Origin of the sequence: Pseudomonas aestuarii, from assembly GCF_027988105.1 — a bacterium.
Taxonomy (GTDB): Bacteria; Pseudomonadota; Gammaproteobacteria; order Pseudomonadales; family Pseudomonadaceae; genus Aquipseudomonas; species Aquipseudomonas aestuarii.
Genome location: NZ_JAQJZJ010000018.1, coordinates 31,813 through 56,503 on the forward strand (window position 1 = coordinate 31,813; position 24,691 = coordinate 56,503).

The window sequence follows — 24,691 nt, forward strand, 5'->3', positions numbered from 1 at the left end:
AAACACTGTATAAATATACACACCTAACACTTGAGGGGCCTCGCCATGCTGGTGCACCTGTCTGTACACAACTACGCCATCGTTGAACACCTCGACCTGGAGCTGGACAGCGGCATGAGTGTCATCAGCGGCGAAACCGGCGCCGGCAAATCGATCATGCTCGACGCCCTCGGCCTGTGCCTGGGCGATCGCGCCGACAGCGGCGTGGTGCGCCCCGGCGCCGACAAGGCGGACATCCTGGCCAGCTTCGACCTTGGCGACATCCCCGAAGCCCGCACCTGGCTGGCCGAGCGCGACCTGGATCACGACGGCCCGTGCATCCTGCGTCGCGTAATCACCGCCGAAGGCCGCTCGCGTGGCTACATCAATGGTGCGCCCTGCCCCCAGGGCGACCTCAAGGCCCTCGGCGAACTGCTGATCGACATCCACAGCCAGCACGAGCATCAGTCCCTGCTCAAGGCCGAAACCCACCGCCGCCTGCTCGACGAATACGCCGGCAGCCAGGAACTGGCGCGCCAGGTGCAACTGGCGGCGCAACGCTGGAAACAGACCCGCAGCGAGCTGCAGCGCCTGTCCAGCCTCGGCGACGAGCAACGCTCACGCCATCAGCTGCTCAGCTATCAACTGGAGGAGCTCGACAGTCTGGCCCTGGGTGAAAACGAACTGCTACAACTGGAGCAGGAACACAAGAACCTGACCAATGCCGAAAGCCTGCTCAGCGCCTGCCGCCTGGTGATCGAACAGTGCAGCGAGAATGACGCCGGCAACGTGCTCTCGACTCTGACCGGCAGCCTCAACCGCCTGGGCGCCTTCCAGGGTCAGCCGAGCGTCTTGAGCGAAGCAACCAACCTGCTGGCCAGCGCCCAGATCCAGGTGGAAGAAGCAGTCGGCGAGCTCAATCGCTTTCTCGACCATTTCGACGCCGACCCCGCGCGCCTGCAGCAGATGGAAGAGCGCCTGGATGCAATCTATACCCTGGCGCGCAAGCACCGGATTCAGCCCGGCGAACTGATTGCCATGCAGCAGCAACTGTTCGATGAGCTGGAAAGCCTCAACGCCGACGACCAGGCCGCCGAACGCCTGAACGACGAACTGGCCGCCTACGAGCGCCACTACCAGGAAAAGGCCGGCGAACTCAGTGCCCTGCGCCAGCGCGCGGCCAGCGAACTGGCCACAGCGGTAGAACTGGAAATGCAGAACCTGGGCATGCCGGGAGGGCGCTTCAACATCAAACTGAGCGCCAACAACGGCAGCGACCCTCAGCCCAACGGCCTCGAACAACTGGAGTTCCTGGTCAGCGCCAACCCCGGTCAACCACTCAAGACCCTGGCCAAAGTCGCGTCCGGCGGTGAGCTATCACGCATCAGCCTGGCAATTCAGGTGATCACCGCGCAAACCTCCCGGGTGCCGACCCTGGTGTTCGACGAAGTCGACGTCGGCATTGGCGGCCCGACCGCCGAAGTGGTCGGGCAACTGCTGCGCCGCCTCGGCGAGCGCGGCCAGGTGCTGACCGTCACTCACCTGCCACAAGTGGCCGCCCAGGGCCATCAGCACCTGTTCGTACACAAGCAGCGCGGCAACGATGCCACCCGCACAGCCGTGAGCAAGCTGGATAGCAATCAGCGGGTCGAGGAAATCGCCCGCATGCTGGGCGGCGTCGACCTGACCGAAGAATCCCTGGCCCATGCCCGGCAGATGGTCGGCAGTGCCCAGGCCTGAGAGATTGCAAACAACTCCCGCCTACGGCAAACGCCTAAAGACGTTTTCGCGACGGACCTCGATATTTTCACAACCTCTGACGGATTACTGAAACGACAAAGGCGACCCGAGGGTCGCCTTTGTGCATGATGCGTGTGCGCGCTTACTTCTTTTTGCGCACGTAGAGCACCAGGTTGTGATCGACCATCTCGAAGCCGTGCTCTTGCACGATCTCCCTCTGGCGCTTCTCGATTTCAGGATCGAAGAACTCGATCACCTCGCCCGAATCGACACAGACCATGTGGTCGTGATGACCACCATCGGCCAACTCGAACACCGCATGACCACCATCGAAGTTATGGCGCACCACCAACCCCGCCGCCTCGAACTGGGTCAGTACGCGGTACACGGTGGCCAGGCCGACGTCTTCGCCCGCCTCCATCAGGGCCTTGTAAACATCCTCTGCACTCATGTGACGCTGCTCGGCGGAATCGAGCATCTGCAGAATCTTGACCCGCGGCAGGGTCACTTTCAGGCCAGCTTTGCGTAGTTCGCTATTTTCAACCATGGTCTGCTTTCTCGCGGAAGCGGCTTCGCAGCTTCCTTTATTGCGGGTATGATCGGGGTTTACGTTGCCCAGCCAAGATAGTGGAAGTCACCCGCCGATGCAAAAAACCAAGCTCCTGCTGACCAGTCTCACCTTCGTGGGACTCCTCGCGCTCGCCGGTTGTTCTTTCCCCGGGGTTTATAAAATCGACGTCCAACAGGGCAATGTCGTTACACAGGACATGATAGATCAGTTGCGCCCCGGAATGACCCGCAGCCAAGTGCGGTTTATCATGGGCAACCCGCTGCTGACCGACACCTTCCATGCCAACCGCTGGGACTACCTGTACAGCATTCAACCGGGCGGCGGTAAACGCCTGCAAGAGCGCGTCAGCGTGATCTTCAATGGCAATGATCAACTGGCCGGTCTGTCGGGCGACTTCATGCCGGGCGTCAGCCGCGACGAGGCCATTCTCGGCCAGGATGGCACCAGCATGGCGGCACCGCAAACCACTGCGCAGCCGCAAACCGAAGAGCGACCAGCGCCTGGCTCACTGCTCGAGCAGATCCAGCGCGACGTCGACGAGGTGCAAAGCGTGCCGGTACCGACCCCTGAACCGCTGGACAGCTCGCCGCAGTAAGCCGGCAGACGCAAAAAAGCCCGGATATTTCCGGGCTTTTTCATGCGCGCCTATCGGGCGTCAAGCGCTCTCTTCGTCAGCCTTGGCTTTGGCCGCCTTGGCCGCACGCTGCTTGCGCACCTCTTTCGGGTCGGCGATCAGCGGCCGATAGATCTCCACCCGCTCGCCATCCTCCAGCACCCGCTCATCTGGCTTGGCCACCGCCTTGCCGAAGATCCCCAGCGGAATGCTTGCCAGGTCCAGGCCTGGGAAATGCGCCTGCATGCCCGACTGCTCGGCCGCCTGGCGCACGGTGGTGCCGTAAGGCAGGCTCAGACGCAGCAACTTCTGCTTATCCGCCAAGGCATAAACCACTTCGACCACGATCATCTTGTTGCTAGCCATATAGCTGCTTCGCCCTTTGACAGAATGCGTCCACCAGGGTGTTCGCCGCCTGGTTGAATAGCGGCCCAAGGGTGACCCGCACCAGGGGGCCGGCATAATCGAAGGTCAGATCCAGACTGATCTTGCAGGCCTGCTCGCCCAACGCCTTGAACACCCACTGGCCTTGCAACTGACTGAACGGCCCTTCCTCCAGAACCAGCTCGATCGACTGCCCCCAAACCAGCGCATTGCGGGTAATAAAACGCTGGCTCAGCCCACCCTTGGCCACTGCCAGGCTGGCACGCATATGGGTTTGGCTGACGTCCAGCACCTCACTGGCCGAACACCAGGGCAGGAACTCCGGGTAACGCGCCACGTCATTGACCAATTCGAAAATGGCCGACGCCGGATACGGCAGCAACGCCGAGCGCTGGATATGGGTACTCATAAGCCTGCAACTTCATCCAGAAGGGTGACTGTACTCATTTCATCAACTCTGCAACAAACACGATCAATATACCCAATGGCGCCACCACACGAATCAACCAGTAGACCAGGCCGAACAGCAGCGGATTATTGATCGCCAACTCCTCGCGCACCGCCTCACGCTTGAGCACCCACCCCGCGAACAGTACGAAGGCCAGGCCACCCAGCGGCAAGAGAATGCGACTGGTCAGGTAGTCGATGCTTTCGAAGAAGTTGCGCCCGCCTTCGGCACCCCACTGAAACAGGTGAAAACCGTCGTCAGCGGAGACGAAGAACTTGGCCTCGGCAGCGACATTGAAGGACAACACCGTACCCATGCCAACTGCCCAGCACAACAATACCAGCACACTGGTAATCAGCCTGCGGCTGCGCTCGGTTCGCTCGACCAGATAAGCAACGGCCGGTTCCAGCATGGAGATCGACGAGGTCCAGGCCGCGATCAGCACCAAGACGAAAAACAGCGTCCCCATGACCTGGCCGAAGGCAATACCACCGAAGGCCACCGGCAGGGTGACGAACATCAACCCGGGGCCGGCGCCCGGCTCCATGCCGGCAGCAAACACGATAGGGAATAGCGCCAAACCAGCCGTCAGGGCCACCAGGGTATCGAGAATGCCGACCGCCATCACCGTCGTACCGATCGAGGCGCGCTTGGGCATATAGGCGCCGTAGACCATGATCGAACCGACGCCAACGCTGAGGGTGAAGAACGCATGCCCCATGGCGGCCAGCACGCCGTCGAGCAACTTGTCGGGCTGAAAATCGAAGAGAAAGTGAACCCCCTGCATAAAGTGCCCAGTGGTCATGCTGTAACCCAGCAGCACCAGCAGCAAGAGGAACAGCAGCGGCATCATGATGCGCAAACTGCGCTCCAGGCCAGCCACGACACCACGGGCGATGACGAAGCCGGTCAACAGCATGAACAGCGTATGCCACAGGGTCAGACGCCAAGGGTCGGCCGTCAGGGCGCCGAACGCAGCGCCCGCCCCATCGGCACTGATGCTCTGGAACTGACCGCCACCCATGCCGATGATGTAGTCCAGCGACCAGCCGGCGATGACACTGTAGAAGGACAGGATCAGCAGCGCGGCGACCATGCCCATCAGCGCGGCCCACGACCAGCGCGGCGAGGCGTCAGACTCCAGCGCCAGCGCCCCCAGGGCGTTCACCGGACTCTGCCGGCCGCGGCGACCGATCAGGGTTTCCGCAAACATGATCGGCAAGCCAACCAGAAAAATGCACACCAGGTACATCATGACGAAGGCCCCACCGCCGTAAATGCCCGTCATGTAGGGGAACTTCCAGATATTGCCCAAGCCCACTGCGGAGCCGGTTGCCGCCAGGATAAACACCCACCGACTGGCCCAGGCGCCGTGGATAGAAACCTTGTCACTGACCATGAATACGCCCGATATTTACGCAAAAGATGCGCATTGTCAGGGATTAGCCCACCTCTCTCAAGATCAGGCTGTCGCCAGCAGGCCAACGACTCCCTATAATGCGCGCCCTATGGCTAAACAAAAGAAACACCCTCAAGGCACCATCGCCCAAAATAAAAAGGCGATGCACGACTTTTTCGTCGAATCCAGATTCGAGGCGGGCCTGGTCCTGGCCGGCTGGGAAGTGAAAAGCCTGCGCGCTGGCAAGGCCCAGTTGGTCGACAGCTATGTATTGCTGAAAGACAACGAAGCCTGGCTGATGGGCTTCCACATCACCCCGCTGAAGGCTGCCAGCACCCACGTGATTGCCGACCCGACCCGCACGCGCAAGCTGCTGCTGAACAAGCGCGAGCTGGAAAAGCTGTTCGGCGCCGTACAGCAGAAGGGTCACACCTGCGTGGCGCTGTCGGTTTACTGGAAGGCGCACTTGATCAAATGCGAGATTGCCCTGGCCAAGGGCAAGAAGGACTTCGACAAGCGCCACACCGAAAAAGAGCGTGACGCCGACCGTGAAGTCCAGCGCGCCATGCGCACCAAAGGCAAGGACGACTGACAGCGATCTCGCCCCGGCGGTTTACGCCGCCCTCCAGCGCGACAGATCGCCTCCTGCAGGCGGCTAACCCACTCTAGGGCTTGCCGCCCGCACCGCGGCGCTGCGCCCTTTGCTCTCGCCGCGCTTGCTGCTGCACTTCGGCGAGCACTTCCTGCACATAGTCGATATGCCGATTGGACAGCTGTCGCGCGTCTTCGGCACGGCCCTCGATGATCGCCTCATAAAGCGCCCGATGCTGATCGATCAGCATGTCGCGGGTCTCGTCGCGCTGGGCGTACATACCACCGATATTGGTCACCACGTTACGCTTGAGCAGGTCGAACAGCCCGCGAATGGTGTGCAGCAGCACGGCGTTATGGCTGGCCTCGGCGATGGCCAGGTGAAAGCTCGCGTCAGCCGCCCCCTCTTCCGCGCGGGTCACCTTGCCGCTACGGCTGTAGCAGTCCTGCAGCGCGGCAAAAGCCTCCCTCAGGCGCTGGCGATCCAGTTCGGTGGCGCGCTGGGCGGCATAGAAGGCACAGGAACCTTCCAGGGTGTGGCGAAACTCCAGCAGGTCGCGCTGGGCTTCCGGGTTGCTCTCCAGCAGCTGCAAGAGCGGATCGCTGAAGGTCGTACCAAGCGAGTCGGCAACATAGTTGCCACCACCCTGACGGCTGACCAGCAAGCCCTTGGCCGCCAGTTTCTGAATTGCCTCACGCAATGACGGCCGCGACACCCCGAAGCGCTCGGCCAGCGCCCGCTCAGCGGGCAGCCGCTCCCCGGCCTTCAACGTGCCTTCCAGGATCATGGTTTCCAGCTGACTGACGATATCGTCCGACAAACGGCGCTGGCGCACCTGGCCTACATCCATAACCCGAACCTCACTGGTTTGACCACCTGTAACGCCCTTCTCAGGCACTTGTAGAGCAAGCCTATAGCGACGCTGGAGCCCATACAAGACAAGGGCACTCGACCAAAGTAGTAAGCCTGCTAATTGACAGCTGCAAGCTTCCACTTTTACTCTGGCCGCGCCACATTGTAAATTGGTATTACCAATTTACCCAAACCTAAAACAATTCCAAGAAGCTTATGAGGTCTGCCATGCCGGTCATCGCCAAACCATTTGCCGCACCGCTGCATCCGCATACACCCATGCGCATCGCGCGCCGCTAAGGAGAGACCGACATGTCAACTGGTCTACTGGCTCTACTCGCTTTTTCTCCGATCCTGCTCGCAGCCATCCTGCTGGTCGGCCTGCGCTGGCCGGCCAAGCACGCCATGCCGCTGGTCTACCTGGTGACCGCCGCCATTGGCCTGTTCGCCTGGGACATGAGTGTCAACCGCGTACTCGCCTCGACCCTGCAAGGCCTGCTGATCACCCTGGGTCTGCTGTGGATCATCTTCGGCGCCATCCTGCTGCTCAACACCCTCAAACACTCCGGCGGCATCACCGCGATCCGCGCCGGTTTCGCCACCATCAGCCCGGACCGGCGGATTCAGGCGATCATCATTGCCTGGCTGTTCGGCTGCTTCATCGAAGGCGCCTCCGGTTTCGGCACGCCAGCGGCAATTGCCGCACCGCTGCTGGTGGCCATCGGCTTCCCGGCCATGGCCGCGGTACTGATGGGCATGCTGGTGCAGAGCACGCCGGTGTCTTTCGGGGCCGTGGGCACGCCCATCATAGTCGGGGTCAATACCGGCCTGGATTCGGCCACCCTCGGCGCGCAGCTGCTTGAGCAAGGCTCTTCCTGGGCGCAGTTCCTGCAGCTGATCACCAGCGAAGTGGCGATCATCCACGCCATCGTCGGCACCGTGATGCCGCTGATCATGGTACTGATGCTGACACGCTTCTTCGGTGCCGAGAAAAGCTGGAAAGCCGGCTTCGAAGTACTGCCGTTCGCACTGTTCGCCGGCTTGGCCTTCACCATCCCCTACGCCCTCACCGGGGTATTCCTTGGTCCGGAATTTCCATCACTGGCCGGTGGCCTGATTGGCCTGGCGATTGTGACCAGCGCAGCACGCCTGGGCTTTCTGTTGCCCAAAACCACCTGGGACTTTGCCCCGGCGGACAAGTGGCCGAGCGAATGGCTGGGCACCGTAGAAATGAAGCTGGACCAACTGACCGCCAAGCCCATGAGCTCGCTGCGCGCCTGGCTGCCCTATGTGCTGGTCGGTGCCCTGCTGGTGATCAGCCGGGTCGTACCGCAAGTCACCGCTGCACTGAAAGCTGTGGCGGTGAACTTCCCCGACCTGCTCGGCGAGACCGGAGTCAGCGCCAGCTTCCAGCCGCTGTATCTGCCGGGTGGGATTCTGGTCACCGTGGTACTCGCTACCTTCCTCTTCCACAAGATGAAGCTGCGTGACCTGGGCTCGGCGGTCAGGGAATCCTCCGGGGTGCTGCTCAGCGCCGGTTTCGTCCTGCTGTTCACCGTGCCCATGGTGCGTATCCTGATCAACTCGGGGGTCAACGGCGCCGATCTGGCCAGCATGCCGATCCTCATGGCCCGCTGGGTAGCCGATAGCGTCGGCGGGATATACCCGCTGCTGGCACCGAGCATTGGTGCACTCGGCGCCTTTATCGCCGGCTCCAACACGGTCAGCAACATGATGTTCAGCCAGTTCCAGTTCGGCGTGGCCACTAACCTGGGCATCTCCGGTGCCGTGGTTGTCGCGGCACAGGCCATTGGCGCCGCCGCCGGCAACATGGTCGCCATCCACAACGTGGTAGCCGCCTCCGCCACGGTAGGCCTGCTGGGGCGCGAAGGCAGCATCCTGCGCAAAACCATCTGGCCTACGCTGTACTACGTGCTCTTCACCGGTTCGATCGCCATGATCGCGATCTATGTGCTGGGCGTTAGCGACCCGCTGTCCGCTGGCTGACAGGCTCCATTCACGACTGCCGTATACCCGAACAGGCCGGCCCCGCAGCATTCATGGGGCCGTGTCCTGGACAAGAACAGCCTTCTCCTGGCACTAGGGTGAACCCGATGATCATTTCTGCCTCTACCGACTACCGCGCAGCGGCGCAACGCAAGCTGCCGCCGTTCCTGTTCCACTACCTCGACGGCGGCGCCTACGCCGAACACACCCTGCGGCGCAACGTCGAGGACCTGGCCGACATCGCCCTGCGCCAGCGGGTGCTGCGCAACATGTCCGAGTTGAGCCTGGAAACCCGCCTGTTCGATGAAACCCTGTCGATGCCCGTGGCGCTGGCCCCCGTTGGCCTGACCGGCATGTACGCCCGCCGCGGTGAAGTCCAGGCAGCCCGCGCAGCTGCAGCCAAGGGCATCCCCTTCACCCTGTCGACGGTGTCGGTGTGCCCGATCGAAGAAGTGGCGCCGGCGATCGATCGACCGATGTGGTTCCAGCTCTACGTCCTCAAGGATCGCGGCTTCATGAAGAATGCGCTGGAGCGTGCCAAGGCCGCCGGCGTCACCACCCTGGTGTTCACCGTCGACATGCCGGTACCGGGCGCCCGCTACCGCGACGCCCACTCCGGCATGAGCGGGCCGAACGCGCCGCTGCGACGCATGCTGCAGGCCATGACCCACCCAAGCTGGGCCTGGGACGTGGGCCTGCTGGGCAAACCCCATGACCTGGGCAATATCTCCGCCTACCGCGGCAGCCGCACCGGCCTGGCCGACTATATCGGCTGGCTCGGCGACAACTTCGACCCGTCGATCTCGTGGAAGGACCTGGAATGGATCCGCGAATTCTGGGACGGCCCGATGGTGATCAAGGGCATCCTCGATCCGCAGGACGCCAAGGACGCGGTGAGCTTTGGCGCCGATGGCATCGTCGTTTCCAACCACGGCGGCCGCCAACTCGACGGTGTGCTGTCGAGTGCGCGCGCGCTGCCGGCCATCGCCGACGCGGTCAAGGGCGAGCTGGCAATCCTGGCCGACTCGGGCATTCGCACCGGTCTGGATGTGGTGCGGATGATCGCCCTGGGCGCCGACACCGTCCTGCTTGGGCGCGCTTTCATTTATGCGCTGGCCGTCGCCGGCGGCGCGGGCGTGAGCAACCTGCTCGATCTGATCGAAAAAGAGATGCGTGTGGCCATGGTCCTGACCGGCGCCAAGTCGATCAGCGAAATCAGCGCCGAATCGCTGGTGCGTGAACTGGGACGCTGAGCAGCAAACCGTCTGTAGCAGGAGTGGATTCATCCGCGCTTACCGTGGTTGAAGCGCAACGCCGTCCAGCCGCTCCTACTAACGGCGCTGCATCAGCATCCCGACGCGCCGCCCAATGTACTGAGAATGATCTGGAGCGCCCATGAGCCTGCCCGCCGCCTTCCTCGCCGCCGTCGAGCGCCTGATTCCCCGCGCGCGCCGCTTCGACGACCCGCTGTCGACCCTGGCCTTCGGTACCGATGCCAGCTTTTACCGGCTGATTCCCCAACTGGTGATCCGGGTCGAGTCCGAGCTGGAAGTGGTCGACCTGCTCAAGCTGGCAGGGAATCATCAAGTTCCCGTGACCTTCCGCGCCGCCGGCACCAGCCTGTCCGGCCAGGCGATCAGCGACTCGGTACTGCTGGTGCTGGGCGAGAACTGGAACGGCCGGGAAATTCGTGACCAGGGCAAGCAGATCCGCCTGCAACCGGGCGTAATAGGCGCTCAGGCCAACGCCGTGCTGGCGCCCTTCCAGCGCAAGATCGGCCCCGATCCGGCCTCGATCAATGCCTGCAAGATCGGCGGCATCGTCGCCAATAACGCCAGTGGCATGTGCTGTGGCACCGCGCACAACACCTACCAGACCCTGGCCGGCATGCGCCTGGTGCTGGCCGACGGCACGGTGCTCGATAGCGAAGACCCGCTGAGCGTGACGCGCTTTGCTGCCAGCCACGCCGGCTTGCTCGAACAACTGGCCGAACTGGGCCGGCAGACCCGCGCCAATAGCGCGCTGGCCGCCAGGATCCGGCATAAATACCGCCTGAAAAACACCACAGGCCTGTCCCTCAACGCCCTGGTCGACTTCGACCAGCCGCTGGACATCCTCAGCCACCTGATGGTCGGCTCCGAAGGCACCCTGGGTTTTATCAGTGCGGTGACCTACGACACCGTGCCCGACCACCCGCACAAGGCCAGCGCCCTGCTGGTGTTCGCCGATGTGGAAAACTGCTGCCGCGCGGTCACCGTGCTCAAGCAACAGCCGGTATCCGCCGTGGAACTGCTGGACCGACGCAGCCTGCGTTCGGTGCAAGACAAGGCGGGCATGCCGGACTGGGTAAAGGGCCTCTCCGCCAGCGCCTGTGCCCTGCTGATCGAGTCCCGCGCCGCCAGCCAGAGCCTGCTGCAGGAGCAACTGGCGTTGATCATGGCGTCGATCGCCGAGTTCCCACTGGAGAAGCAGGTCGACTTCAGCGCAGACCCGGCGGTGTACAACCTGCTGTGGAAGATCCGCAAGGACACCTTCCCCGCCGTCGGCGCGGTGCGCCAGACCGGCACCACGGTCATCATCGAAGACGTCACCTTCCCCATCGAGCAGCTCGCCGAAGGGGTCAATCGTCTGCTCGCCTTGTTCGACAAGCATCACTACGACGAGGCGATCATTTTCGGCCACGCCCTGGAAGGCAACCTGCACTTCGTCTTCACCCAGGGTTTTGACGACCCACTGCAAGTCGCCCGCTACTCGGCATTCATGGATGACGTGACACAACTGGTGGCAGTGGAGTTCGGCGGCTCGCTCAAGGCCGAACACGGCACCGGGCGCAATATGGCCCCCTTCGTCGAACTGGAATGGGGCGCGGATGCCTACCAGCTGATGTGGCAGCTCAAGCGCCTGCTCGACCCGCAAGGCATTCTCAACCCGGATGTGGTGCTCAGCGCAGACCCCGCTATCCACCTGAAAAACCTCAAGCCGTTGCCCGCGGCCGACGAAATCATCGACAAGTGCATCGAATGCGGCTTCTGCGAGCCGGTTTGCCCGTCCAAGGGGCTGACCCTGAGCCCGCGCCAACGCATCGTGATCTGGCGTGATATCCAGGCGAAACAGCGCGCAGGCATCGATACCACCGCACTGGAGCGCGATTATCGCTATCAGGGCATAGACACCTGCGCCGCCACCGGTTTGTGCGCCCAGCGTTGCCCGGTAGGGATCAACACCGGCGACCTGGTGCGCAAACTGCGCGCCCGCGACGCCCACAATCAACGCAGCGCCGACTGGCTGGCGAACAATTTTCGCCGCGCCATGCAGGGCACCCGCGTCCTGCTGCACGTGGCCAATGGCGCGCGCCTGCTCATGGGTGCGCCGCTGCTCAGTCGCGCCTCCGCCACCCTGAGCAAAGCCAGCCAGGGTCGCGTGCCGCAGTGGACACCGGCCATGCCGCAACCGGTCCACCGGCTGCAACTGCCCGCGACCACTGGCGATCAGCGACCGCGGGTGGTTTACCTCGCCGCCTGCGTATCCCGCGCCATGGGCCCGGCAGCAAGCGATGCCGAGCAGATGCCGCTGCTCGATAAGACCCGCGCACTACTGGAGAAGGGCGGCTTCCAGGTGGTGTTCCCGGACCATCTGGACAACCTCTGCTGCGGCCAGCCATTCGCGTCCAAGGGTTATGCCGTGCAAGCCGAGCGCAAGCGCCAGGAGCTCATAGACGCACTGCTCAAGGCCAGTCGCGGCGGTCTCGACCCGATCTATTGCGACACCAGCCCCTGCACCCTGCGCCTGCTCCAGGACGGACTCGACCCGCGCCTGAACCTGCATGACCCGGTCAAGTTCATCCGCGAGCACCTACTCGAGCGCCTGGAGTTCCAGCCGCAGGACAAGCCCGTGGCCGTGCATGTCACCTGCAGCACCCAGCATCTGGGCGAAGCCCAGGGCTTGATCGATATCGTCCGGCACTGCACCAGCCAGGTGGTAATCCCCGAAGGCATTCACTGCTGCGGCTTTGCCGGCGACAAGGGCTTCACCACTCCGGAACTCAACGCTCACGCGTTACGCGATCTGCAGTCGGCCGTGCAGTACTGCGAGGAAGGTATCAGCACCAGCCGCACCTGCGAGATCGGCCTGAGCCAATATGGTGGTATCGACTACCACGGCCTGGTCTATCTGGTGGACCGAGTGACCCGCGCCAAGCACTGAGAACCTGTGAAAAACGCTCGCCTGCGGGCGCCCGCGACTGACATAGCCCCGCCCTGCGGGGCTTTTTATTTCAACGGGAAAGCAGATCAACGGCCTAAGGCTGCCAGTGGGATTTTCTATACTGAAATTCCCCAGCCGTCTAAAGGAGCACCTCCATGCGCCGTCTTGCCGTTTTTTTCACCACCGTACTGCTCAGCACCTCGCTCTGGGCCATGCACTGCCCTGCAGATATGGCGAAGATCGATGCCATGCTGCAGAGCAATCCGCCCAGCGACGCAACCGTACTGGAGCGAGTGCAAAAGCTCCGCGCCGAAGGCGAAGAGCTGCACAAGGCGGGTAATCACAGTCAATCCGTGAAGGTTCTCGGTGAAGCCCTACAACTGCTCGAGGCCAGCGAATAGCCCCGCACCAGTGGCCTGTCCCAACAGAGTCAGGGCTAATCGGCGCACCTGAATCAGGTCGATAGGTTTAGCCAGGCACGCCTGTGCGCCGCGCTGACGCGCCTCGCTAAACACCGCTTCATCGGCAGTCGCACTGATGACCAATACGGGCACATTACGCAGGCGCGGATCACGGCGCATGGCGTCCAGCACCTGCAACCCGTCGCCATCGGGCAAGTCCAGGTCGAGCAACAGCAGGGTCGGCGTGCGGTTCTCCAGCTCGGCCAACGCCCCCTGCACCGAACCGACCCCACGTACATCGGCGAACTCGCGAAGTGCTTCCTGCACCACCTTCACGGAAGCGGGGTGATCCTCGACGCACAGCACTTCGGCTTTACGCTTCGGCCCATCCGCCTCGACCAGCGACGCAACGGCGGCCGCCGTCTCGGGTGCTGCGGCGCTGGGCAAGTCGATCCAGAAACGGCTGCCGCCGCCGAGCGTGCTGCAAAAACCCATTTCGCCGCCCATCAGGCTGGCCAGCTCGCGACACAATACCAAGCCGATACCGGTACCAGGAATGCTCGAGTTCTCGCGACCCAGACGCTGGAATGGCTGAAACAACTGGGCCTGCTGTTCCAGGGTCAAACCTGGGCCGCTGTCCTCGACCCACAAGCGTACGCAGTCCGGGCGCACTTCATAGCCCAAGCTGATCAGGCCCTGCGGGCTGTTGTATTTGATCGCATTGGACAGCAGATTGAGTATCACTTGGCGCAGACGGCGTATATCGGCCTGCACGTACAAGCCGGCATCGACTTCCGCCAGTACCTGCAACTGCAGATGCCGCTTCTGGACTTCCGGGAGTACCAGCTCGGCGCAACCATTGAGCAGCGCGCCGACTTCCACCGCCTGCAATTGCAACTGCTGGCGGCGACTCTCGATGCTCGACAGATCGAGGATGTCATCGACCAACGCCGTCAGGTGGCGACTGGCGTTGACGATCTCGCGGGCATAATCGGCTTCCTGCTGGGCCTCTGGCTTGCCTTGCGTCTCCAGTTCGATCAACTGGCCAAAGCCATAAATGGCATTCAGCGGCGTGCGCAGCTCATGGCTCATGCTCGACAGGAAACGGCTCTTGGCTTGGCTGGCAGACTGGGCTTGCAGGCTGGCGCGGCGCAACTCCTCCTGCACCTGTTTGAGCCGGGTAATGTCGACATGCGTACCGGCGATGCGCAAGACGCCGCCGTTGCTATCGTGTTCGAGTACCTTGCCGCGGCTGAGCAACCAAATATATTCACCGCCGGCATCGGCATAGCGATACTCCGCCTCGAACTGATCCTCACCACTGACCGCGAACAACTGCCGCAGATGGCGAGTACGCTCCAGGTCATCGGGGTGCACGCGCAGGTTGAACTCGCTGAAACTCATGCTCTCGGCTCGCAGGCCGAAACGCTTGACGAAGTGGTCACTGACCTTGATCGTCATGTTCGGCGCATCGACCTCCCACAGACTCTCCGTGGTGCTTTCCAGCACCAGCTGCAGAATCCGCTGCGCCTCATGCCGCTCGATGTCGCTGGCCTGTAACTGCTCGCCGGTCTGCTGCACGGCCTGGGCCATGCTCACCATCTCATCGATCTGGCTGGACGGCGCACTGGGGTGGTAATCACCCTGACCGAGACGGCGCATCATGCCGACGATACCGGCAATCGGCTGAGCCAGCTGATCACTCAAGCGCCGCGAACGCAGCCACATCCAGGCAAAAAACAGCAGATAGAACAAGCCCAGGCCGACAATCAACAGGTAGCCGATCTGCAAGTAGCGCTCGGCCAGGCGGTTGGTCTCGCTGAAGATGTTTTCCTCATCGACCACCAGCAGCAGACGCCAGCCCGTTTGCGGAATCTCGCTCCAGGCCACCAGTTGCTTGCGCCCCCCGAGCATCACCTCCTGCACATGGCCCTGACCGGATGCCAGAGCCTGCAACAGCGGTTGCATGCCGGAACGTGAATCAAGGCTGAAATCCGCAGGTTTGAGCACCTCACGACGCACCGCCTCGGCGTAGGAATACTCGGTAAGCTCGTGCAACGCGAAGTCCTGCTCACCGGCCTGCGGCAACACCATGATGTTGTTGTCACGGCTGACCAACATGGCGTAGCCCTGCCAAGGCACATCCAGCTCACCGATCTCGCTGAGCATCTGGCCCACGGTGATATCCAGGCCGACCACCCCTTCGAGAAAGTCACCGCGGTACACCGGCGCCACCGCCGACATCATCCAGCCCTGCCCTGCCGGATCGAGATAGACATCGGTCCAGACTACATTGCGCGTCGGGTTGTGGAGCGCATCGGCCAAGTAATAGAAGTTGTAATCGGGTATCACCATGTCGTGGGGATACTGCTCAGGGGTCATGAAGAATGGGTAAATCCGGTTATAGCTGTCCCAACTGTTGAAATAGAGCGCGCTGACCAACGGGTTGGCGTCTCGAATCGAACGCATCAGTGGGTCGATTTGCGACAAGCGCAGGGCCTTGGCGTGGTCCTGCTGTGCCAATGGCGTGCTATTGGCGTAGAAAGATGCTGCGCGGCCATCGTCGCTACGGCTGTAAAACACTCCACTGCTGGTCGAAACATGCCGCCTGAACTCCAGCGCATCGGGCTGGAAAGCGGTGTTTTGCAGCGCATGACTCGCTGTATCACGAAAGATCCGCGCCTGCGCCTCGGCCGAGCGTAACCGACTGTCGATCACCTGGCCCTCGCGCGCCACTGCCGTGGACAGCGCCTCCAGAGCACTCTGCTGCAAATGACCGATTTGTGCATCGCGAATGGCTGCATTGCTCAGCAAATACACGGTGATCAACACCGTCTCCACCAGGATCAGCGGAATCAAAGCACTCTGCACAAAGGCACGCCAAATCCACTGGCGCACGGGGTAACGCGCTACTCGCGGCATAATCAGGTCTCTTCCCAAAGACAATGCATCCACTGCAAGCAGCAATCATAGCTGCACATGACTGCTAGCGTGCGCCTGAAGATTACCCGGTCGACGCTACGGAACCTTTGCCGTACACTAGCTGTCGTACTTTCAAGTAACACAACTTTGGGGCCGATTAGGATTCGACGCCGGTTGCGAAACTCGAGGGGCATGCCGAGTTGGTAACAGAACTCGTAAATAAACTGTTGCAAAAATCCATAATTGCCAATGATGACAATTACGGTGCTCAACTAGCTGCGTAAGCAGCCTAGTCGCACTTCTGGTAGCTTCGGCTCCAGCAATCATTAGGGGATGTCTGTAAACCCGAAATGATTGTCATATAGAACAGAATCGCCGCGTAGTACGTTGTGGACGAAGTGGCTAAAAATTACACAACTCGCCCAAAGCACCCTGCCCGTCGGGCGGCCAAGGGTTAACTCAGTAGACACGGCTAAGCATGTAGAACCGACAGCGGAGTACTGGCGGACGGGGGTTCAAATCCCCCCGGCTCCACCAATCATCAGGTTAAGTCTTTGATTTTGAAGACTTAATTCAAATGGGGTTCAAACCACGTCTGGAAATTTCTCAGGAAATTCCACTGACGACGAGGTTGAACCCCATGCAACACCTAGCTCACTACCTGTACCGCGACAGCAACGATCAGCTGACCTTTCGGCTGATTCTCCCCCGCCTGCTTCAGCAGCGCTTCCCCTACGTACCCCGCGAAATTCGCTGGCCGCTCGACGGTATCGCCGTCGATGAAGCCCGCGCTCTTGCGCTCGACTTGGCTGAGCGCATCCGCCAACTGCGCTTTCGTATCGGCGAAATCAAGACTGCCGACGGCTTGCTCCAAGCGCTGACCGACATTCAGGCGTCGATCAGACCACTGAGCCAACAGGATCCCCGCCCGAGCATCACGTCGCACAGCTCACAGATCATGTGCCCGGTACAGGATCTGAACCTGACCATCGGCCGTCAGCGCTATGAGCAACTGCGCCGCATGCCCACCTTTCTGCTACGCGAAGTGCAGCAGTTCACCCTGCAAGTTCCCCTCCCCGATCTGCTCGGCGCAGCCTATCCCTTGCTGCTGAAAACCCAGGTGTTCGAGCTGCACACGCTGAACCCGACAGAGGCACAGCAGCGCGCGATTTTTGTCCTCCAGGGTATGGCCGAGCTGACCGCACAGTTGGAACAGCACCTGCAACGCAGTGAGTGGCTACCGCTGTACCAAGCCAGCTTCCAGCTGGAATCACTGCGCCGTTACCTGCTGCCCGAGCACGGCCTGCATTTTCGCCATAACCCCCGCTGGCTGGCACTTCGTCCACAAGATCTGCGCGACCGCGACCACGAATTTCTGCGCCAACTGGACAATCCCGCAGGTGCCAGTAACGCCCCGCACCGCCTACACCCAGCCCATGGACAACATCACCTGCTGGATGTGGATATGCCCGAGCTGCTGAGGAGCCACTACCCCCAGTTGCCCGCTCGGCTGACGTTCGACCTGCATACCCACGACCTGCATGAGGCGATACTGAAATCGGGCTTTGTGCTCGAGCGTTTCGATTGGCTGTCGAGTCTCGCCCTCCAGGGCCAGCAGTTCGGTAGCGGTATCCCCACCCTCAATGAACTGCGTATCCATGTCGAGGCCATACGAGCACGTTTGCGACCTGACAGCGACACACCGATGCCGCCAGGTCAGACACCACCGCCAGCACCAACACCTAATAACGATGACAATTGGGCAATGCCATCTAGCGATCAGCACTCAGCCCCAGCCAATCCGCTCGGGGCGATGTTTGCCGGCGGCCTGACACCTCGCAGTGAGCAATCACCGGAGGGGAACACGACAATTCAGCAGTTGATGGAGCGTTACCGACGGGACCAGGAGCTGACCGGGCAGTGGTCGCACCAAGGCACACGCTTTCTCAACTGTGCTCGCCTGGAAGTCGTCTGTGAACTCCTCGGGCCGTCGCGCCACATTAGTACGGTGACGACGGAGGACTTCCGCAACCTGCGCACTGTTCTGATGATGTACCCCCGCAACCGACGCCAACTCAGCGAGCTCAACGGCATCCCGATCCATGTCCTGCTCCAGCAGGGTGGCTATGAAGCGATTCATCCCAAAACTGCGAAGAAGTACTTCGACCTGGCTCGGGCAATGTTTCGCTTCGCCTATGAGAACGAGTGGATCGTCCGCGATATCGCCGGACCGATTCGACTGAAGGAAAAAACCAGGAAGCGCAGTGCGCGTGTGCGACGGGCCTATACCCAGAGTGAACTGGGGCAGCTCCTCAACGGCCCGGTGTACACCTCCACAAAGGTGCCGCGCTGGCGCATGGACGACTTCAAGTTCTGGTTACCACTGCTCGGCTTGTTCACAGGCTCCCGACTGAACGAGCTTTGCCAATTGACGATCGAGGATATCGTCCAGACGCCGGAAGGAACCTGGATGATGAGCCACAACCTCAACCACCCACACAAGCTGCTGAAAAACAGCAGTAGCGCACGCGACATCCCACTGCACTCAGTGCTGCTGGAGAAAGGCTTCCTCGACTTCGTTGCGCAACGCCGACAAGCAGCCGCATCCCCCAAAGAGCTGTTGTTTCCGCAGATGCGTGCCGACATCCGCCGCGCGCATAGCCACATCGCTTCCCGCTGGTTCTGTGGCGACCCACAACGAGCGGGTTACTTGCAGCAGTGCGGCTTTCCTCGCCTCAACGGTCTGAGTTTCCACTCGCTGCGGCATACCTTCATCAACCAGTTGCGCCAGACGGGCGTCGATCAACCGCGCATTCAGGCGCTGACGGGGCACAGCAATGAGTCAACAACCGCAGAGTACGGTGATGGCTACAGTACCGAGATCAAGCAACAGACCGTGGAGATGCTGCGTTTCAACATCGACCTCAGCCACATCAGCTTCGAGGACTATCAGGGGTTACAGAAGATCAGCCATCGACCGGGACGACCAGCACGAGCAGGAGATCAAAGCCCACCAACCCGCAAATCCATAGAGATGGAAAATCATAATACCGGGCTATTGATTGACTGGCTTAAACACCAGTAACCCGTCCACTTACCGGGCAGAAAGCCAACCCCCTCGCCAACGAGAAAACATAAGCCTCTAGTATGCGATTGGCGCATTATCCTGCAGGAGCTTTACAGTTTAAGTAACTTAACCTGGCACAACAACAGACCGCCAAACAACACCCCAGCCCTCTGCAACCCTTGCCAGCCGGAGGTTGCAGAGAGTTCAATATATATTTACACAACACCGCAAAATAATATTCTTGACGAAGTTAAAACCAGCACTATATTCGAAAACAAGTTTGGCATAGCCCAAGCCCGGCCATTCGCAATGCTCCCGTCGGCCTACCTTTGGAGCACTTTTAGGAGTTTCAATGCAATGCACTAATACCCTGACACTAACAGTCCCGCAGCACCTCGGATTCAATTATTCAGAAATTGTGTCCCATCTCCAAAGCCTGCTCAACGATCCAGCGCAACTAAGCACGATACTGGAGCGCGTTCCGGCCCCGTCCTTCGCTCAGCCGAATCTATCCATGTCGATCCAAACGGCAGCGGACAAGATGATCTGGGATTACACGGTCAAAGGGACCTGGAAGCATGGTACGGCTTACAAGTACAGGTCCCAGCTAAAGCAGATCGTTGAGTTCCTCGGCAAGGATCGACCTGTTCTCTCGCTGAGTCTGGCCGACCTTACAAACCTGCAAGAGACCCTGAGCAAGAAAAAGAAGAACACTCAAGCACTGGTGCCGCTAGATGAGCTCGACATGATTAGCACAGGGGTCGAGGAAATCGTTCGTGGCGAAACTGCTCACCGCTATTTCAATCTCCTGAAGCAGTTCATGACGTACTGCGAACACAAGAAGTGGCTGATCAAACTACCTCTTAACGAGGTAATGCTCCCTCCTCTGTCCAAGCAACAACGCCACTACAAGACATTTACCCCTCTTGAGCTTGAGGGTGTTTTCCATAGTCGTATTTACACGACACAGGCTGCAGAAAATTTCAGATGGATCCCTTTTAGCTACTGTTTTTGGCTCCCCCTGCTAGGAGCTTTCACGGGGGCCCGTCCTGGAGAGCTGTGCCAACTATATGCCGGCGACATCTTTAAGTCTGCTGGAATCTGGGTTATCCGAATTACGGATGAAGGGCCAGAGCAACGGCTTAAAACTGCCTTCAGCGCCCGGGAAATCCCAATCCACCCGACACTTGTTGATATAGGCTTTCTGGATTTTGTGGCAATGCGGCAGAAGGAAGGAGGACGCTACCGCCCCCTTTTTCCCGAGCTGCCCTACGACAAAAAACATGGATTCGCACGCACGGCATCCCGCTGGTTTAGCGGCCAAGGTGCTAACGATCACGGCTATCTACCAGAGTGTGGCTTTTATAAAGGGATGGGCGCCTGCCTTTACAGCTTCCGCCACACGTTCGTTAACTCCCTGCGTAACGGGGTTGGCGCGCAAGAGTTGATGATCAAGATGCTGATAGGTCACGGCACCAACGATGACACGACCACAAACTACGGCGAGGAACTTTCGCTATCTCGACGACAGACGACAATCGCAAAGGTAAATTTCGATGTCGACCTCTCTCATATCTCATGGGAAAACTATCAGAAACTCCAGCAACGTAAGCCGCACTGCCTCAAGGAGAAACGCAAAGCACCCGATCTACGACGCCGTTGATCAACCCGCCTCGTTCAATATTCACCTGGACGGGGCGGTTCCCCTCGAACCGTTCGATTCTCCCCCAGTAATTCCGCACCAGCCTCGGTCATTGTGTCCAAACTCAGTACCGGTACAGCCCCCAGAATTCCCGATCTATCCAGCTCCCCCTTCAATTGCCTCAACTGACTCGAAAGCTGCATCCCCATCGTACTGCCGTCGAAGCTAACTCCACTACAAACTCGAAGCTGTTCATCAGACCAGCAATCGAACCCCGTCAATGGAAACGACACGCTGCCGATATGCGCCCGAACCCTCGCGTCGAGTCCAACCTGTATCTGCTCCGCCAAGCGGTTCATCACCTGACGACTCTCACAGCCATAATTCACATGCACGAACACCTGCGTAATACCACCTGATGTGAACTGAATGGTTGGTGTGACGCCCTGTGCAGCAAGCCTTTCGAAATCCAGAGCTGTGACCCCTTCAAGGTGTAGCCAACTGTCCGGAGATGTCAGCTGCAAATCAATATTGCACCCCTGACTGTTGAGAACCTGCAAATTTGCCCAACTCGGCGCAATCTGGGCATGGTGCGTCAGCTCCCCAAGCGGAGCTTGCCCAGGCATTCCGAAAACGATCCCCCACCGGGTAAACCGGCGATTCAACTCCCACAGCATATCCATTACCACCCGCCAATCGTCGCTGCTCTGCACTGACTGCACGCCCTGTCGCAACAAAGCGGCCTGCCCAAGACGTGAGGCACGGTGCATGGCCGGAGTGGGATATATGGCCGAACTCATTCCAGCGGACTCGACCTCGGCGCTTAAGACAGACTTTTTAGCTCCCTCATCAACGAATGCAACTCGCCCATCTCCGCTCTCATTTCGCAGATTTCCTCCCGCATCATCGTGCGCAGTTCTTTCATCAGCACCTGATTTTCCAGCGCCAGCGAGGTCATCGCCTGAAGCAAGGGATACATCGTCCCTGCCAGCTCTTCGCTCGTTGACACTTTCATTTGCCGCATTGAGTCCAACTTCACGGCCAACGCCAGTGACAGTTCCTCCGCTCGGTGCAGGGCTTCTTGCTGAGTCATTTCCTCGGCCACTCTTAGCTTGCTCATTTATCCACCACTCCAATCGATTTCTATCTGCTTCTGATGGCTCATAGCCCACCGCCGAGATTCCGCGAAGCGACAACTCAAACCACATCCTTCTCCGAAACGCCTCTGATCCTGTTACGCCGACGCGCTTCAAGCCTCGCTGCAGGGATCGATCTGCCATCGCTTCGTACACAGCTGAATGGGCCGATCTCGCCACGCATACCTTGGTCGATTCGACAAATGCGGTCCGCGTCGGCTTGTTTCGCCAGACCCAATCAATGCGCTGGTCACCTCGAGGCTTAGCAATAAACCGACGCATCTTCGGTATCGACTCCGATAGAGGTAGTGCTGGGGCTTCAACTGACTCGTCAAACTGAACCGCTCCGTCTACGGATGGCTGCTCCTCGACAAATGGACGAAGCAGGTGAAGGTGTTGCGACTCAGCAAAGTTGAGCTGTTTGGACAGTGCGCCCCACGAATAACCTTTTCCGAGATCACTCCCCTTCATGGGCAGGCCATCTCCAAGTCGAAAAGAGATGCCTGACACGCGACCAGTGCTGGCGATATTCGGGATAGGGGTAACACCTGCATTGATCAGGCGATGGATAAACGTAGGGAACGACGGCTTGCCTGCTAATGCGGCATCGAGCAACTGCTGCAACAGCATCCGGTCAGACGGCATTCTCGTACGAATGGCCATGTTCAACTCATTACTGGTCGGCGATTTTTTTCTGGCAGGGACTCCGCCGGGCCGACCCACCGTCACTTGGTACAAACCATATTTGACTTCTAAGCGAGCGGCGGCCGACTCCCATCGCCGAAAATCCATCCTTGGATTCCATATCCGGCCACCGCGTTCGACTACAGAAAACACGATGTGCACATGCAGGTGTGCTTTGTCGCCGTGCACCACATAAAGTACCTGACGCTCGCCAGGGGCAACCTCTGCCATGGCCTCTTTAGCCAGAGCAATAGCTTGCTCTGCGGTTAGCTGATCAGCAGCGTGCTCATCATTACCCGGGAAAAAACTCATTACCGAATGAACGAAATAGTCCTGCGGTGGCTTCTTCCCACGACGCTCCTGAGCAGTGAAACTCCATAGCCGTTCAGACCATTGCTTTGCATAGCTGATTGGGCTTTCGCCTGGCAGCATCGGTAGCGCATTCAGCGACTCATGTCGCAGAACGCGCTCGTTCGACTTTCCTTGCCGGGACAGCAAGTACCTGATCAGATTACGCAAATGCCGCTTCGAGCGATGCTTGCGAACCTTAAAGATCATCAGACAAGCCTCGTAGAAAGCGCAGCTCGGCTGCGATTTCACGCAAGGCGGAGTCGTCCACCAGCATTCCGCTATTAGCCCAATAAGCCAGCTGGTTGAGGTTGTTACCAATACGGGACAGCTGGCTGATCGATTCAGCATCCCACACTGATCGTGGTGGAATAATTTCGCGATCCAGCGCAGCTCGAATGAGCCAATCGGCCACACTGAGCTGCAGATCGTTCGCCTTGGCGAAGATAAATTGCTTGTCGCTAGGGGTTATTCGGAGGCAAAGCCTCGCTGTTTTTCTATCCATGATGAGCACCTTGTTATTATTTTTATGTCAATGCTATTGACGTATTAAGTACGTCTTTCTTTTTCAAACGCAGTGCCGAAAAAGCGAGTCGCGTTGGGAGGAACGGAGTGACGTACAACGCCTTTGCTCGCAAATTCGCCCTTCGATAAAAAGTATCTCACAGGAAAATCCGAGAAAAACGTCGCCGAGGAAACTCGGTCGTTATGGATGGAAAGTCGGTATTACCCGTGATTTTTGCCGACGAACGGTCAATTACTCATAACTAGAGTCCCGCCCAATTCGGCCTTTTCTTTCCAAATTTGGATCACTAGATTACGAATTCGGCCCTGCATGTCCGATTTCGGATCAGTGAGGCCGACATGCGCTAGGTCCAACCGAAATGGGCTGACGCATACCGTTTTCGGACAGTGGATTCCTGATTGGGCGTCGGCTATCCGACCCTAGAAGTTGGGACCGCAACCCCGTTAAAGACACTAGGGACTGAAAAATCATGGATCAAGTCTTTGAAAATCACTTCTGCACTCGCTACCCGGAAATTTTCCCCTCCAGTGGAAATGAGATCGCCCCGTACTTCGGCTTCGAGTGCCGAAACGGCTGGTTCGAGTTGCTCGACGCGACTTGCACGCTCATTCAGAAGCACCAGCAGGAACAACTCTGCGCCCCTGTGATAGCAACACAGGTCAAAGAAAAATTCGGCACGCTCCGTTTTTACTACCGCGGTGGTGATGACTACATCGGCCGCCTGATTGACCTAGCAGAATATTTGTCGGATTCCATTTGTGATGTATGTGGAAAACCCGGTCAGACGCTAGAGCGAAATAAATGGTTGCGTACACGGTGCCCTTCCCATGCAGTCGAGCCTGGCAATCCAGCGGCAACAGTATCTGTCCCCACAGAATCGCCATCACAATTCGCTGACGTTATTGCGGCAGCACTGCATCTCTTTGATCTTGATGCAGCCGCAGCTGCTCGATGGCTTACAAACACCAACCGCGCGCTATCCCAGTCGCCACTCTCCGAAGCAATTTCGGCGGGCAACTACCAGCAAGTCGTCACTTTGATTGGGCAAATTGAGCATGGCGTAGGTCGATAGGTGTTGCAGGCGATGCGCTTTTGACCCACATACCGAAATTTCATTGACCTAGTTTCGAACGCCGAACTCGTTGTTACATTTCGCGTTTCAGACTGAGGGGCTGGG

18 protein-coding genes and 1 other RNA gene are annotated in these 24,691 nt (G+C 59.6%); 11 read left to right on the forward strand and 8 right to left on the reverse strand.

The genetic code is table 11. From position 1 onward, the window contains the following. Positions 1 to 45 precede the first annotated feature (45 nt). Positions 46 to 1,719, forward strand: coding sequence for a DNA repair protein RecN (recN, locus tag PH586_RS23090; RefSeq protein ID WP_271350149.1), 1,674 nt, complete (start codon positions 46 to 48; stop codon positions 1,717 to 1,719). A 142-nt stretch (positions 1,720 to 1,861) separates the two neighbouring features. Here recN and fur read toward each other — a convergent pair whose 3' ends face one another. After that, positions 1,862 to 2,266, reverse strand: a complete 405-nt coding sequence (fur, locus tag PH586_RS23095; RefSeq protein ID WP_238042414.1) for a ferric iron uptake transcriptional regulator — start codon at positions 2,264 to 2,266, stop codon at positions 1,862 to 1,864. 97 nt (positions 2,267 to 2,363) lie between these two features. Between fur and PH586_RS23100 the strand changes: the two genes are divergently transcribed. After that, complete coding sequence (locus PH586_RS23100) at positions 2,364 to 2,885, forward strand: outer membrane protein assembly factor BamE (RefSeq protein ID WP_271350150.1); 522 nt, start codon at positions 2,364 to 2,366, stop codon at positions 2,883 to 2,885. Positions 2,886 to 2,945: 60 nt separating this feature from the next. On the opposite strand, the gene PH586_RS23105 is transcribed toward PH586_RS23100, so the two are convergent. Genes PH586_RS23105 through PH586_RS23115 form a run of 3 tightly spaced genes read right to left on the reverse strand, consistent with a single transcriptional unit; the run spans position 2,946 to position 5,134 of the window. Then, positions 2,946 to 3,269, reverse strand: a complete 324-nt coding sequence (locus PH586_RS23105; protein ID WP_271350153.1) for an RnfH family protein — start codon at positions 3,267 to 3,269, stop codon at positions 2,946 to 2,948. After that, on the reverse strand, positions 3,262 to 3,696 hold the full coding sequence (locus tag PH586_RS23110) for a type II toxin-antitoxin system RatA family toxin (RefSeq protein WP_271350154.1): 435 nt from the start codon (positions 3,694 to 3,696) through the stop codon (positions 3,262 to 3,264). Before PH586_RS23110 ends, PH586_RS23105 begins: the two co-directional genes overlap by 8 nt. 34 nt (positions 3,697 to 3,730) lie before the next feature. Next, positions 3,731 to 5,134 carry a sodium-dependent transporter gene (locus PH586_RS23115; RefSeq protein WP_271350155.1) on the reverse strand — a complete coding sequence of 468 codons (1,404 nt, stop codon included), beginning with the start codon at positions 5,132 to 5,134 and terminating at the stop codon, positions 3,731 to 3,733. A 109-nt stretch (positions 5,135 to 5,243) separates the two neighbouring features. Between PH586_RS23115 and smpB the strand changes: the two genes are divergently transcribed. Further along, entirely contained in the window at positions 5,244 to 5,726 is a 483-nt protein-coding gene (gene smpB / locus PH586_RS23120) for an SsrA-binding protein SmpB (protein ID WP_238042691.1), read from the forward strand. A 73-nt stretch (positions 5,727 to 5,799) separates the two neighbouring features. Here smpB and PH586_RS23125 read toward each other — a convergent pair whose 3' ends face one another. Beyond that, a complete protein-coding gene (locus tag PH586_RS23125; protein ID WP_271350156.1) occupies positions 5,800 to 6,576 on the reverse strand; it encodes an FCD domain-containing protein in 777 nt (258 codons plus the stop codon). A 314-nt stretch (positions 6,577 to 6,890) separates the two neighbouring features. Here PH586_RS23125 and PH586_RS23130 point away from each other — a divergent pair, with 314 nt between their 5' ends. From PH586_RS23130 to PH586_RS23145, 4 genes are all read left to right on the forward strand, one after another. Beyond that, a complete protein-coding gene (locus PH586_RS23130) occupies positions 6,891 to 8,585 on the forward strand; it encodes an L-lactate permease (RefSeq protein WP_271350157.1) in 1,695 nt (564 codons plus the stop codon). Positions 8,586 to 8,692: 107 nt separating this feature from the next. Continuing rightward, entirely contained in the window at positions 8,693 to 9,838 is a 1,146-nt protein-coding gene (gene lldD, locus PH586_RS23135; RefSeq protein WP_271350158.1) for an FMN-dependent L-lactate dehydrogenase LldD, read from the forward strand. Between the two features lie 142 nt (positions 9,839 to 9,980). Then, the gene (locus PH586_RS23140) at positions 9,981 to 12,788 is read left to right on the forward strand and encodes an FAD-binding and (Fe-S)-binding domain-containing protein (RefSeq protein ID WP_271350159.1); all 2,808 of its coding nucleotides are present in this window, start codon (positions 9,981 to 9,983) and stop codon (positions 12,786 to 12,788) included. Positions 12,789 to 12,943: 155 nt separating this feature from the next. Next, positions 12,944 to 13,189 (forward strand): hypothetical protein, encoded by a 246-nt coding sequence (locus tag PH586_RS23145; protein ID WP_271350160.1) that lies wholly within the window; start codon positions 12,944 to 12,946, stop codon positions 13,187 to 13,189. Here PH586_RS23145 and PH586_RS23150 read toward each other — a convergent pair. Next, positions 13,163 to 16,111 carry an ATP-binding protein gene (locus tag PH586_RS23150; protein ID WP_271350161.1) on the reverse strand — a complete coding sequence of 983 codons (2,949 nt, stop codon included), beginning with the start codon at positions 16,109 to 16,111 and terminating at the stop codon, positions 13,163 to 13,165. The genes PH586_RS23145 and PH586_RS23150 overlap by 27 nt on opposite strands. A gap of 149 nt (positions 16,112 to 16,260) precedes the next feature. On the opposite strand from PH586_RS23150, the gene ssrA reads away from it, so the two are divergent. The 3 genes from ssrA to PH586_RS23165 all read left to right on the forward strand — a co-directional run bounded on the left by ssrA (position 16,261) and on the right by PH586_RS23165 (position 20,841). After that, positions 16,261 to 16,648, forward strand: a transfer-messenger RNA (tmRNA) gene (ssrA, locus tag PH586_RS23155). 103 nt (positions 16,649 to 16,751) lie between these two features. Continuing rightward, positions 16,752 to 19,196, forward strand: a complete 2,445-nt coding sequence (locus tag PH586_RS23160; RefSeq protein WP_271350162.1) for a site-specific integrase — start codon at positions 16,752 to 16,754, stop codon at positions 19,194 to 19,196. Between the two features lie 334 nt (positions 19,197 to 19,530). Continuing rightward, on the forward strand, positions 19,531 to 20,841 hold the full coding sequence (locus PH586_RS23165) for a site-specific integrase (protein WP_271350163.1): 1,311 nt from the start codon (positions 19,531 to 19,533) through the stop codon (positions 20,839 to 20,841). Between the two features lie 14 nt (positions 20,842 to 20,855). Here PH586_RS23165 and PH586_RS23170 read toward each other — a convergent pair whose 3' ends face one another. Then, positions 20,856 to 23,198 carry a relaxase/mobilization nuclease domain-containing protein gene (locus PH586_RS23170; RefSeq protein WP_271350164.1) on the reverse strand — a complete coding sequence of 781 codons (2,343 nt, stop codon included), beginning with the start codon at positions 23,196 to 23,198 and terminating at the stop codon, positions 20,856 to 20,858. Then, the gene (locus PH586_RS23175) at positions 23,188 to 23,493 is read right to left on the reverse strand and encodes a plasmid mobilization protein (RefSeq protein WP_271350165.1); all 306 of its coding nucleotides are present in this window, start codon (positions 23,491 to 23,493) and stop codon (positions 23,188 to 23,190) included. The genes PH586_RS23170 and PH586_RS23175 overlap by 11 nt, the downstream gene beginning before the upstream one ends. A 490-nt stretch (positions 23,494 to 23,983) precedes the next feature. Here PH586_RS23175 and PH586_RS23180 point away from each other — a divergent pair, with 490 nt between their 5' ends. After that, a complete protein-coding gene (locus PH586_RS23180; protein WP_271350166.1) occupies positions 23,984 to 24,586 on the forward strand; it encodes an antitoxin Xre/MbcA/ParS toxin-binding domain-containing protein in 603 nt (200 codons plus the stop codon). Positions 24,587 to 24,691: the final 105 nt, after the last annotated feature.